This is a genomic window from Dysgonomonas sp. Marseille-P4677, assembly GCF_016652235.1.
Classification (GTDB): domain Bacteria; phylum Bacteroidota; class Bacteroidia; order Bacteroidales; family Dysgonomonadaceae; genus Dysgonomonas.
In genome coordinates this window covers 1-12541 of the sequence record NZ_JAEPKU010000022.1, presented here as the reverse complement: position 1 = coordinate 12541, position 12541 = coordinate 1, and the positions used below count along the sequence as shown (strand labels likewise).

11 protein-coding genes are annotated in these 12541 nt (G+C 38.2%); 1 reads left to right on the top strand and 10 read right to left on the bottom strand.

Annotation, left to right across the window (positions count from 1 at the left end):
* The first annotated feature begins 113 nt into the window (after positions 1–113).
* Positions 114–1670, top strand: a complete 1557-nt coding sequence (gene xylE / locus JGH11_RS06365; protein ID WP_201110736.1) for a D-xylose transporter XylE — start codon at positions 114–116, stop codon at positions 1668–1670.
* A 75-nt stretch (positions 1671–1745) separates the two neighbouring features.
* Here xylE and JGH11_RS06360 read toward each other — a convergent pair whose 3' ends face one another.
* The 10 genes from JGH11_RS06360 to JGH11_RS06315 form a co-directional block, all read right to left on the bottom strand.
* Positions 1746–3176, bottom strand: coding sequence for an MFS transporter (locus JGH11_RS06360; RefSeq protein WP_201110735.1), 1431 nt, complete (start codon positions 3174–3176; stop codon positions 1746–1748).
* Positions 3177–3193: 17 nt separating this feature from the next.
* Complete coding sequence (locus JGH11_RS06355) at positions 3194–3868, bottom strand: bifunctional 4-hydroxy-2-oxoglutarate aldolase/2-dehydro-3-deoxy-phosphogluconate aldolase (RefSeq protein WP_201110734.1); 675 nt, start codon at positions 3866–3868, stop codon at positions 3194–3196.
* Positions 3869–3968: 100 nt separating this feature from the next.
* The gene (locus JGH11_RS06350) at positions 3969–4772 is read right to left on the bottom strand and encodes a gluconate 5-dehydrogenase (protein ID WP_201110733.1); all 804 of its coding nucleotides are present in this window, start codon (positions 4770–4772) and stop codon (positions 3969–3971) included.
* A gap of 30 nt (positions 4773–4802) precedes the next feature.
* Positions 4803–5840: a sugar kinase gene (locus tag JGH11_RS06345; protein ID WP_201110732.1), complete on the bottom strand. Its 1038-nt coding sequence runs from the start codon at positions 5838–5840 to the stop codon at positions 4803–4805.
* A gap of 13 nt (positions 5841–5853) precedes the next feature.
* Entirely contained in the window at positions 5854–7005 is a 1152-nt protein-coding gene (locus JGH11_RS06340) for a DUF4861 family protein (protein WP_201110731.1), read from the bottom strand.
* A gap of 14 nt (positions 7006–7019) precedes the next feature.
* Complete coding sequence (gene kduI, locus JGH11_RS06335; protein WP_201110730.1) at positions 7020–7862, bottom strand: 5-dehydro-4-deoxy-D-glucuronate isomerase; 843 nt, start codon at positions 7860–7862, stop codon at positions 7020–7022.
* 38 nt (positions 7863–7900) lie between these two features.
* On the bottom strand, positions 7901–9307 hold the full coding sequence (uxaC, locus tag JGH11_RS06330) for a glucuronate isomerase (RefSeq protein ID WP_201110729.1): 1407 nt from the start codon (positions 9305–9307) through the stop codon (positions 7901–7903).
* Positions 9308–9311: 4 nt separating this feature from the next.
* Positions 9312–10484: a mannonate dehydratase gene (gene uxuA / locus JGH11_RS06325; protein WP_201110728.1), complete on the bottom strand. Its 1173-nt coding sequence runs from the start codon at positions 10482–10484 to the stop codon at positions 9312–9314.
* A 26-nt stretch (positions 10485–10510) separates the two neighbouring features.
* Complete coding sequence (locus JGH11_RS06320; RefSeq protein WP_201110727.1) at positions 10511–11326, bottom strand: SDR family oxidoreductase; 816 nt, start codon at positions 11324–11326, stop codon at positions 10511–10513.
* A 2-nt stretch (positions 11327–11328) separates the two neighbouring features.
* Positions 11329–12408 (bottom strand): substrate-binding domain-containing protein, encoded by a 1080-nt coding sequence (locus tag JGH11_RS06315; RefSeq protein WP_201110726.1) that lies wholly within the window; start codon positions 12406–12408, stop codon positions 11329–11331.
* Between the last annotated feature and the right edge of the window lie 133 nt (positions 12409–12541).

Here is a 12541-nt window from a genome sequence, read left to right as displayed (position 1 = left end):
TAATTGGGTGCAGGATTAAAATATAATCCTGTACCCTTTTTCTATTACTAACAGTAAAAATTAATGCCTACGTAAATTAAAAATAGGTCTATGACCTTAAGAACCTTTTACCAATGAATAACGAAGTAAGTAAATCATATACCTTAAAACTCACCCTTATTGCGACTCTTGGAGGTTTGTTGTTTGGATACGACACTGCTGTCATATCGGGCACAGTAGAATCGCTACGTCATTTCTTTATCGATCCGATGGGATTACCGATCAATGAAGCAAATGCAATGGAAGGATTTGTTATCAGCAGTGCGCTTATCGGATGTATTTTCGGCGCTGCCATAGCAGGATGGGTAAGTCAGAGATTCGGACGTAAAAAAGCCCTGTTTGCAGCAGCGATTTTATTTCTGTTAGCTGCAATTGGCTCAGCTTGGCCTGAAATAGGTTATCACATGCCTAGTAGTGGAGACCATACTTTTGTATATCACTTTGTAATATATCGTATATTAGGAGGAGTAGGAGTGGGAATCGCTTCTATGGTATCACCTATGTATATCGCCGAAATTGCGCCGCCGAATAAGAGAGGTAGCCTAGTTGGGCTTAATCAGTTTGCCATTATTTTTGGTATGCTTGTTGTCTATTTCGTTAACTACTTTATTGCAAAACAAGGTGATACAGAGTGGTTGCATACAACCGGTTGGCGTTATATGTTTGCTTCATTGGCAATTCCATCTTTAATCTTTTTTGTGTTACTATTTATTGCACCTGAAACTCCAAGATGGTTAGTCATGAGAGGGCGTATCGAAGAAGCTGAAGGTATTCTAACCAAGCTGGTAGGAGGTCTTTTGGCTAAGCAGGAGATAACAGAAATAAAGAATAGTTTTGATAATGAGGAGACAGTCTCTCTAAAGCCATATTATAGATTTATGATGACATGGCTGATTTTATTTGTTATAGGAATTATTTCTCTTTCTTTGGCAGGTATTCCGAGTGCATTGGAAATATCTATGATTGTCAGTTTCCTTATAGCGCTATATGTTCCTATCAAATCTTATGGATTCCTTATTATAATGACAGGTGTTTTACTTTCTGCATTCCAGCAGTTTGTCGGTATCAATGTTGTTTTATATTATGCACCCGAAATATTTAAGAGTATGGGTTCGGGTACAGATTCGGCATTGTTGCAAACTATTATTGTAGGAGTTATCAATCTGTCATTTACAGTATTGGCTATTATGACAGTAGATAAATTTGGCCGTAAGCCTCTCTTGATAACAGGAGCCTTGGTTATGGCAGTATCTATGTTAGGATTAGGAACATCTTTCTCTCAAGGATTACCAGGAGGTTTAAAACTTGTATTCATGTTGACTTATACAGCTGGTTTTGCCATGTCGTGGGGGCCTGTTTGCTGGGTAATGTTAGCCGAAATATTTCCTAATTCGGTTCGCTCAAGTGTAATGTCTATTGCTGTCGCAGCTCAATGGGTTTCTAATTTCCTTGTTTCGTGGACATTCCCTATTATGGATAAGAACGAGACTTTGGTAAGTATGTTTAATCATGGATTCTCTTACTGGGTTTACAGTGCATTAGCTGTTCTTGCAGCTTTGTTTGTTTGGAAACGTTTACCTGAAACAAAGGGTAAAACACTGGAGGATATGGAAAAACTTTGGAAGAAGTAAGAAAATATTGACAATATAAAGAAACGGAAGAATACATGTATTCTTCCGTTTCTTTGTTTTTATTTATACCCAATATTATAAATCTGTAATAGGTTTAAATTTAGGAACTAAGAATTTCATAACTATCCATCCTATGAGGTATGCAACAGCACAAAAAGAGAATACAATTGTATATCCTTGAGTTTTACTACCCCATTCTAAAAAGCTGTAATCAAAGAGCATACCACTTCCCTTTTGTATAAAGAAAGAGCCGATACCTCCAGCCATTCCTCCGATCCCTGTAATGGTTGCAATCGCTCTTTTAGGAAACATATCGCCGATTGTGGAGAATATATTTGCCGACCATGCCTGATGTGCAGCTCCTCCAATACCAATCAGTACGATCGGTATCCAATATCCATATCCACCTAATACTTCCAGATGGCCTAATGGCTGTGCCAATAATATGAACAAAGGGAACAAGGCTATAATAAACATTGCTTTCATACGTCCGGCATAAGGGTTCATTCCTTTATTAATAAAATAAGTAGGGAATTTTCCTCCAAATACAGACCCGAATACGGTGATTGTATAAAGGATACCAATAGGCAATGCAATCTCAGTTGCTTGCATACCATATTCAGCTTTCAGATATGCCGGAGTCCAGAACAAGAAAAACCACCATACACCATCTGTCATAAATTTACCGAATGCAAAAGCCCATGTTTGTTTGTACTTGAAGCATTGCTTGAATGGTACTTTGGGTTCTTTAGCTTTAGATTCTTCTGCTTTTTCTTCTGCATAATCCTGATTGATATATGCACGTTCTGCATCGTTCATATCCGGATTGTTTTTTGGATCTTTATATAACATCAACCAAAAAATTAACCAGATAAAACCTACAGCTCCAACTACAATAAATGCCATTTCCCAACCCCATGCATCAGCCATAAAAGGAACGGTTAGAGGAGCTAGGATTGCACCTACATTTGCACCTGAGTTAAATATACCTGTTGCAAAAGCCCTATCTCGTTTTGGAAAATATTCGGCTGTAGCCTTTATCGCAGCAGGAAAGTTTCCGGCTTCACCTAAAGCCAGTAGTAAACGGGCAATAACAAAGGTAATGATACTGGTTGTGGCAATAGTACCAACAATCGGCCCTGTTGCATTTCTCAAAGCATCGGCATCAGGTAAACCTGTTATTTGTTCTGTAATAAGACCGCAAACGGCATGTAAACAAGCAGCAGCAGACCAGACAGCGATAGCAATCGCATATCCTTTCTTTGTTCCCATCTTATCGATAAAACGACCGGCAAATAGCATACAAAAAGCATAGCCCAATGAGAAAACAGATGTAATTGTACCATAATCACTGTCTGTCCAATGAAATTCTTCTTCCAGCATTGGCTGTAAAAGAGAAAGCACCTGACGATCCAGATAGTTGATTGTAGTGGCAAAAAATAATAAAGCACAGATTGTCCATCTATACGTTGTCATATGTTCATTAATCTTATTCAATGTGTTCATGATATTTTAGGTAGGATTTATTTTTTTCTGGCTTTGGTGATTATGGCTAAAGCATCTTTACATAGTTGCGTTATTTTGTCCCATTCTTTAGCTGCAATTATATCTTTAGGAAATAGATTTGATCCCATTCCGACACAAGTAACACCTGCGTCAATCCATTTGGTGAGATTTTCTTCTGTAGGTTCCACCCCGCCTGTAACCATAATGCTTGACCATGGCATAGGAGCTTTTACATTTTTGACAAAAGATGGACCTCCGACATTTCCGGCCGGAAATACTTTGACAACCTCAGCTCCTAACTCTTGTGCATATCCTATTTCTGATACAGATCCACAACCAGGTATATAAGCAACCTGACGGCGATTGCATACTTTAAATATATCAGGATTGAGTAGAGGACCCACAACAAAGTTTGCTCCAAGCTGTAAAAATAAAGAAGCTGTACCTGCATCAACAACCGAACCTATGCCGAGTATCATATCGGGACATTCTTTTTCTGCCCATTTGTTTAGCTCACCGAATATTTCATGGGCGAAGTCACCTCTGTTTGTAAACTCAAAGGCTCTTACTCCCCCCAAATAACAAGCTTTGAGTACTTGTTTCGAAGTTTCGAGATCGTTATGGTAAAAAACCGGTACCATTCCGGTGTCTGCCATTACTTGGCAAGCTTTAATTCTTGAGAATCGTGCCATTTATATTTATTTTTTCTAGACAGACAAGTAGATATGTATACGAAAAAATCAATCGAAACAATGGTTATGAGCCATACCTACTTGCCGTTTAATATTATTATTAATTGTTGCCTGGTTGTTTTCCGATGTATGCAAGAATACCACCGTCCACATAAAGCACATGTCCGTTAACAAAATCGGATGCGTTAGAAGCAAGAAAAACTGCAGGGCCAGCAAGGTCTTCTGCGTTCCCCCAGCGTGCAGCAGGAGTTTTTGCTATAATAAACGAATCGAACGGATGACGTGAACCATTAGCTTGTTTCTCGCGAAGAGGTGCTGTTTGCGGAGTCGCAATATAGCCCGGACCAATACCATTACATTGAATATTATATTCTCCGTATTCTGATGCAATGTTGCGAGTAAGCATTTTCAGTCCACCTTTTGCAGCAGCATATGCAGAAACAGTCTCGCGACCAAGCTCACTCATCATGGAGCAAATATTTATAATCTTACCGGCTCTTTTTCTCATCATGCCGGGAAGAACTGCTTTAGACACGATAAACGGAGCGTTCAGGTCTACATCTATTACTTGGCGGAATTCAGTAGCAGACATTTCATGCATAGGTATACGCTTAATAATTCCTGCATTATTTACAAGAATATCAATTGCCCCTACTTCCTTCTCTATCTGAGCTACCAAAGCATTAACCTGATCTTCACTTGTTACATCACAAACATAACCTTTTGCGTCAATACCGGCTTCTTTGTATGCAGCTAAACCTTTATCGACAAACTCTTGTTTTAGGTCGTTAAACACAATTGTAGCACCGGCATTTGCCAGAGCAGAAGCAATCGCAAAGCCTATGCCGTAAGAAGCTCCTGTAACTAAAGCTATTTTACCTTTTAAAGAAAATTGATTTTGCATAATATTATTTATTCTAATTTCTTCTTTTAATTAACGCGATACACGACCAGAGCCATCTCCTTTCATCAGGTTTTCAACTTCCGAAACACTAACGAGATTAAAATCACCATAGATGGTATGTTTCAGGCATGATGCAGCTACAGCAAATTCCAAAGCTTTCTGATCATCTGTTGGATAAGAGATAAGGCCGTAGATGAGACCACCCATAAATGAATCTCCGCCTCCTACACGATCTACTATGTGAGTAATATCGTAGCGCTTCGATTGATAAAGCTTATCTGAGTATAGGCATCCACCCCAAGTATTGTGGTTGGCATTGATAGACCCACGTAGGGTAATGATTACTTTTTTTGCACGAGGGAAGCGCTTCATTAGTTGAGTACAAACCGATTCAAATTCACTTGCGTCTACTTCACCACCTGTATGTGCTACATCAAAGCCTTCGGGTTTGATTCCGAATACTTTTTCTGCATCTTCCTCATTCCCAAGTATTATGTCACAACCTTCGGTTAAAGCCGGCATAACTTCCGAAGCTGTCTTTCCGTACTTCCAAAGGTTTTTCCTATAGTTTAGGTCTGTAGAAACGGTCACACCCATTTCGTTGGCTATCTTGATTGCTTCAAGACAGGCATCTGCTGCACCTTGCGATATAGCGGGCGTAATACCAGTCCAGTGAAACCATTGCGCATCTTTAAATATTTCTTTCCAATCAATCATGCCAGGTTTAATTTGCGCAATAGCAGACTCAGTCCTATCGTATATCACTTTTGACGCGCGAGCTACAGCCCCAGATTCAAGGAAGTAAATACCTACCCGGTCGCCACCTCTTAAGATATTATTTACACCTACATTATATTTCCGAAGGTCAGAGATACACCATTCGGCGATATCGTTCTTAGGCAGACGGGTAACAAATTCTGTTGGTATTCCGTAGTTGGACAATGATACAGCAACATTAGCTTCACCTCCGCCAAATGTAGCATTCAAGCTATTTGATTGTATAAATCTTTGATATCCGGGCGTTGTCAAACGCAACATAATTTCACCGAATGTTACTACTTTCTTCATAGTATGAGTTTTATTATTTATATGTGATAACAAGTGGATTTTTAATACTTGCAGAAAAATCCTTTATATATTTTTCAAAATCGGCAATGGCGGTAAATCCAAATTTAGACCAACCATAACCTGCATAGTAAGCGACGGGTATATTTGGCTGTTGAGTTGTTACTGCCAATACATGGGAGTGTGTTTCCTTTTTATTTGTCTTAGTATGTATAATATCATAAGTATCAACAATTGATTTTTCGATACCTTCAGGTAAAACAAGTGCCATGTATATATTATCTACTTTATCACTCTGAGGTTCGGAATAGATAATATAATTATCAGCAGAGATGATAGAATCTCCATTTTGGCGCTTCACGATTCCTGCTGCTACCGTCATAGGTTCTTTTATTGTATAAGCCTGTATAACTTTCGATAATTGAGAACCTGCGTCGATAGAAATAGTACGGTTTTCGGCAATAGATTTTCCATCTACATCCAGATTTTTGTAAAAAAGTTTAAATGTAGAACGTAAAGGTCCGTTTTCTAGGATCTCTTCTTGTACAAAATTATCATTGAGCCATAGTTTTTCGTTTACATATGGAGCCATAGCTCCTGCCCCTAAAGTGCGGCCTACTTTATAGTCGTCCAATCCTTCGCCATGATCGTCATGATAAGATGCTTCTCCTGAAAGATCAGCTTTGTACCACTTGTCTATTATCAAATTATTCGTACGTTTAAACCATGCATCAATACCATTGCTAGGGCCGTCTGTTTCGATCAGCGCCGGACCGTATGCTCGGAATGCCACTCGGTCATTTTCCCAAGCAAAATCATCTTTGCGTTCAGTAATGAAACGCGCATATGTTTTCGACTCGAATGTTTGAGCCTCTCCTGTTTTGATTGTAAAAGTTTTGGTTTCGTTGGCTTTCAACACTGGCTGAAAAATAAGTTTTCTGTCGTAAGTTACTTGAGATGGAATTACTTCACCTTCGCTGTTGAGTACTTCGTAAACTAAACTGTCTGTAACAATAACCTTCTCTTTGACTTTGTCTAATGGTATCTCCACCAATTCGGACATTCGGTCAAAGTCGCTTGGGTTTTCTATTGTTATTTCCATCTTTTTCTCTTGAGTACAAGACACAAGAAGTAAAATGGTAAATAATAAACTAAATGTTTTTTTCATAGTCAATATTTGATTTAACGTAATTTATCAGCAGAGAAAGTATCCATATCATCATAATCGAGGTTCTCACCGCACATAGCCCAAATAAAAGTATAGTTGCTTGTTCCGGCTGCCGAGTGAATCGACCATGATGGGGATATCACAGCTTGTTCGTTACCCATAAAGATATGGCGGGTTTCTTGTGGTTGTCCCATAAAATGACATACAGCCTGTTGTTCCGGAACTTTAAAATAGAAATATGCTTCCATCCTACGCGAATGTGTATGTGGAGGCATTGTATTCCATACGCTACCTTCTTTGATTTCGGTCATCCCCATCTGTAGTTGGCAACATGGTACTATCTCGCTCAATATAATCTGGTTTAATAGCCTTTCATTTGAAGTTGCTGGTACTCCAAGATCTCTTGTGCGGCGCATAGTAGACGTAATTTGGGTCGTTGGATATTCTTTATGAGCAGGAGATGATGCAAAATAATATTTTGCAGGTTTTGCTGCATCTTTACTCTTGAATATAACCTCCTTAGAGCCACGACCAACATATACGGCATCCTTGAATCCCATATTATAATCTTTTCCGTCTACAGAAACAATACCTTCTCCTTCGATACAAATGATACCTAATTCTCGTCTCTCACAAAAATATTCAGATCGGATAAGGTCTACAGTCTCGAGTTTCAGGATTTCATTTACAGGCAATGCTCCACCTATTATTAGGCGGTCATTATGTGTATAAGTCATTAAGACACTGTCGGCCTCAAATAATTTTTCCACCAAAAATTCCTTGCGTAATTGTGCTGTGTCGTAGGTTTTTACATCGTTGGGGTGCGTACCCCAACGTTCTTCGATAACAGTTTTCATTTTTTCTATTATTTAAATAATTGTCTATTCGTCTACTTTTAAAATTTAAAAAATTCTTTAGCATTATAGTAGGATACATTCTCTACCAATTTACTTAAAAATGGCAGTTCCGACGAAGGTAGTAACCCTTGTTCTATATCTGTTCCAATCAGATTACATAATATACGGCGGAAATATTCATGTCGAGGATAAGACAAAAAACTGCGTGAGTCTGTCAACATCCCAACAAAACGACTTAATAGTCCAAGATTGGATAATGAATTTATTTGTGCTTCCATTCCTATTTTCTGATCTAAAAACCACCAACCTGAACCGAATTGTATTTTTCCGGCTACCGAACCATCCTGAAAGTTTCCTATCATGGTTGCCAACATATCATTGTCTCGAGGATTGAGGTTATAGATGATTGTTTTGGTTAGTTGATTGTTCATATCCAATCTGTTGAGAAATTTCGACATGGCTTTAGCTACCGTAAAATCTCCTATCGAATCGAATCCAGTATCTGCACCTACTTGATTAAATAGGCGTGTATTGTTGTTCCGTATTACACCATAATGAAATTGTTGTGTCCATCCTTTTTCCCAATCCATGATTGCTCCTTCGACGAGCATTGCCGATTTGAATTTGATTCTTTCTTCATGTGTAAGTTCTTTTCCTCCATACACTTTGTTGAAAATGGCATCAATTTCGTTTTGGCTATAATCTTCTGCGTAAAACTCTTCTATACCATGGTCGGATAGCTTACATCCGATACTGGCGAAATAATCGTGACGATTACGAAGAGCAGCAATAAGGTCAGAAAAACGACTAATTGCTATACCGGATACTTCCGATAGCTTCTCAATATATGTTCTGTATGTAGCAGCACATTCTACAGCCATCGCCTTATCGGGACGCCATGTTGGGAGAACTTTTATAGAAAATCCTTCATTTTTCAAAGCCAGATGATATTCAAGAGAATCTATAGGATCGTCAGTTGTGCACACTGTTTCTACATTATAATGTTTCATCAGTCCACGTGCTGAAAAAGCAGGAGTTCGAAGTTTTTCTGTACATTCGTCAAAAATTTCTTTCGCTGTTTCGGGCTTGAGAAGTTTAGTGATTCCAAATGCTGTTTTTAATTCCAGATGTGTCCAATGATAAAGTGGGTTACGCATAGTGTATGGTACCGTTTCTGCCCATTTTTCAAATTTTTTCCAGTCGCTGGTGTTTTTGCCGGTACAATATTGTTCTGCGATACCGTTTGTACGCATAGCACGCCATTTATAATGGTCACCACTAAGCCATATTTCTCCAAGATTATCGAACTGATAATCTTCTGCTATCTGTTTTGGATCTAGGTGGCAGTGATAATCTATAATAGGCAGATGTTTTGCATGCTGATGATACAGATACTCTGCAGTTTCGTTCTGTAGTACAAAATTATCGTCTAGAAATTGCTTCATAATATTATTTATATAAGGTTTTAGCGATTCCCATTTCCAAACCCCGTAATTCGGCCAAGCCTCTAAGACGTCCAATGCAGGAATAACCCGGATTTGTTTTTTTATTAAGATCATCTATCATTTGATGTCCATGATCGGGTCGGAATGGGATAGATACATTACGTTTTTGTTGAATTTCAAGCAATCCTTTCATTACATTATACATATCTACATCCCCCTCCAAGTGGTTTGCTTCATAAAAGTTACCTTCAGCATCGCGTTGTGTAGAACGAAGATGTACAAAATTTACTCTGTCTCCCAGATTCTTTATCATCTCCGGTAGGTTATTGTCGGCGCGTACACCAAATGATCCTGTACAGAAGCATAGCCCATTTGATACATTTGGAACAGCAGCTACCAACTTCTCAAAATCGGCCTGAGTGCTTAATATACGTGGTAATCCTAAAATAGGATAGGGTGGATCGTCGGGATGGATAGCCAGTCTGACGCCGACTTCATCTGCTACAGGAGCTATTTCACGTACAAACTCAATTAAGTTTTTCCGTAAAGTTTCTTCATCAATATCTTTATATCTATCTAATTGTAATTGTAATTCTTCAAGAGTGAAACTTTCTTCTGCTCCGGGTAATCCTGCTATCATATTTCGGACAAGTAAGTCTTTATCTTCTTTGGTCATATTTTCATAGCGAGCTTTTGCTTTTGCTATGTCTTCTACTGAATAACTTTTTTCAGCACCTGGGCGTTTTAGGATAAAAAGTTCGAAGGCCATAAATGCAGCACGTTCGAAACGTAAAGCCTTGGAGCCATCCGGCATAGTATAAGCTAGATCGGTACGAGTCCAATCCAATACAGGCATAAAATTATAAGTGACGATCATAATGCCGCATTTAGCCAGATTGCGAATGCTCTCTTTATAGTTTGCTATGTACTCTCTATAGTGGCCTTCCTGAGTTTTAATATGCTCATGTACAGGAATACTTTCCACAACAGACCATGTCAGACCTACACTTTCTATAATATCTTTACGTTTTTGAATTTCTTCTACTGTCCACACTTCTCCATTTTTGATGTGGTGCAATGCGGTAACAATTCCAGTTGCTCCTGCTTGTTTTATATCTGCTAATGATACAGGGTCGTTGGGTCCGTACCAACGCCAAGTTTGTTCACTAAGTATCATATGTTTTTTATTTAGATTTTAGAAATTTATATTGAAAAAGAATTAAACCCTCCGTCTACAACCAATATAGAACCATTTACGAAACTTGAAGCATCGCTTACCAAATAATGTATTGCACCCAATAGTTCTTCCGATTCTCCAAAACGGCGGAATGGTGTATGTGCAATTACTGATTTTGCGCGTTCCGTATAAGAGCCATCAGAGTTTAGCATTAATCCTCGGTTTTGCTCTGTGATAAAGAATCCCGGAGCTATGGCGTTTACTCTAAAATTTTCTCCGAATTTTGTAGCTAGTTCACCTGCCATATATTCTGTAAAATTAGCCACAGCCGACTTTGCCACACCATATCCCATAACTCGTGTAAGGGGACGGAATGAAGTCATGGATGCTATATTTATTATATTTCCTTTCCCGTTATCTACCATCGCTTTAGAAAAAACAAGAGTTGGTGTAACCGTACCGAAAAGGTTGAGGTCGATTACTTCTTTAAATGCATCTATTTTAACATCAAAGATTGTTTTGTCAGGCGGGATCGTTGCTCCCGGCATATTTCCTCCGGCTGCATTAATCAGTACATCTATTTTTCCGTATTTTTTGAGAATATCCTCTCTATTTTGTTCTAGATCTTTTTCGTTCAAGGCATCGGATACTAGGAATATAGCTTCATATCCTTTTGCCTTTATTTTATTAGCCAAGGCTTCACCCTTTTCTTTAGAGCGTCCGAGTATGACGACTTTAGCTCCTTCCGAAGCCAGATATTCTGACATTTGAGAACCTAATATCCCATATCCTCCGGTAATGAGTACTACTTTTCCTTCGATGTTGAACAAATTGTTTTTCATGTCTATAATTTATAATTATTGTAATAATCGATGTTTTCTTTTATTAGAATGTCGATGGGCATAAAGTTAGTTTTCTGCGGTAATTGCTTAAACAAAAAATAATTAGCTAGTGCTTTAATTGCGTCATATCCTTGTAATTCGGGACGCTGAGATAAGATAAATGAAACCTGCCCATTCTTGAGTGCATTTACATTGCGTTCTATAGCATCATGCCCTATAAGGCGGGTTCTTTCAGAAAGAGATTTGTCGATTTTGTTTAATAATGATACGAGCTCATAAATACGGGAGTTAAGCACTATTCCTCCAACAAGAGAATCTGATTTTGATAAAATATCTTCCAACGACTTTTTGGTTTGAGAATAATCGTCCGGATTTATTTCAATATGATGTATTTTTCCCTTATAGCCGCTTTTTTTCAAGCAATCGATAAAGCCTAACTCACGGGTTTTCATCTGCACAGAAATCTCTTTATATTTGAAACGTATGTGTGCTATAAAGATATTGGCATTTATTCCAATTTCTTTTAGTAATAATTTAGCTGCAATATTACCGCTACCTAAAGAATCTCCACCAAAATAAGCGAGGTCATTTTGTCCGATAATGTCGGAGTCTATATATATGTAAGGTATTTCTTTTTCATCCAATTCTTTGGATAAATTAATTACTAGTTCTCCAAAGAGAGTTGCTAGTAATACACCGTCATATTCTTTTCCTTTTAATAGGTTTACTGCTTCACGAAACGACTCTCTGTCGTACTGATTGAAATGTATGTACTCAACACTGATATTGAATTTTTTCATTTCAGACTCGGCTCTGTCTATGCCATTGCAAACTAGTTCCCAATAATCTCCTTCGCTATATGTCGGTGCTATTACAGCGAATTTGTAGCTGCGCTTTGATGCTAAAAATCGGGCTACTAAGTTAGGTTCATAATTGATCTCTTTTAGTATTTGTTCTACTTTGGCCCGTTTTTCTTCCGATACTCTTCCACGTTTATGTAAAACGCGATCTACAGTTCCTGTCGATACACCGGCTAGTTTGGCTATATCAACTATACGAATATTTGTGTTGTCTTTTTTCATGAAATCTCTATTTATTTAATAAATAGTTATGTAGTGTTGTGCTCGCACACACATACTTTTGCAAAAGTAATCTTTTTTATGGATTTTACAATGCGTGTGCGCACACATTTTTATTTTTATTTTTGTATATTGT

What these genes read in the sequence shown, in the direction of transcription:
- xylE (WP_201110736.1), top strand. Translation starts at nt 114, where the DNA reads ATGAATAACGAAGTAAGTAAATCATATACCTTAAAACTCACCCTTATT.
- JGH11_RS06360 (WP_201110735.1), bottom strand. Translation starts at nt 3,176, where the DNA reads ATGAACACATTGAATAAGATTAATGAACATATGACAACGTATAGATGG.
- JGH11_RS06355 (WP_201110734.1), bottom strand. Translation starts at nt 3,868, where the DNA reads ATGGCACGATTCTCAAGAATTAAAGCTTGCCAAGTAATGGCAGACACC.
- JGH11_RS06350 (WP_201110733.1), bottom strand. Translation starts at nt 4,772, where the DNA reads ATGCAAAATCAATTTTCTTTAAAAGGTAAAATAGCTTTAGTTACAGGA.
- JGH11_RS06345 (WP_201110732.1), bottom strand. Translation starts at nt 5,840, where the DNA reads ATGAAGAAAGTAGTAACATTCGGTGAAATTATGTTGCGTTTGACAACG.
- JGH11_RS06340 (WP_201110731.1), bottom strand. Translation starts at nt 7,005, where the DNA reads ATGAAAAAAACATTTAGTTTATTATTTACCATTTTACTTCTTGTGTCT.
- kduI (WP_201110730.1), bottom strand. Translation starts at nt 7,862, where the DNA reads ATGAAAACTGTTATCGAAGAACGTTGGGGTACGCACCCCAACGATGTA.
- uxaC (WP_201110729.1), bottom strand. Translation starts at nt 9,307, where the DNA reads ATGAAGCAATTTCTAGACGATAATTTTGTACTACAGAACGAAACTGCA.
- uxuA (WP_201110728.1), bottom strand. Translation starts at nt 10,484, where the DNA reads ATGATACTTAGTGAACAAACTTGGCGTTGGTACGGACCCAACGACCCT.
- JGH11_RS06320 (WP_201110727.1), bottom strand. Translation starts at nt 11,326, where the DNA reads ATGAAAAACAATTTGTTCAACATCGAAGGAAAAGTAGTACTCATTACC.
- JGH11_RS06315 (WP_201110726.1), bottom strand. Translation starts at nt 12,408, where the DNA reads ATGAAAAAAGACAACACAAATATTCGTATAGTTGATATAGCCAAACTA.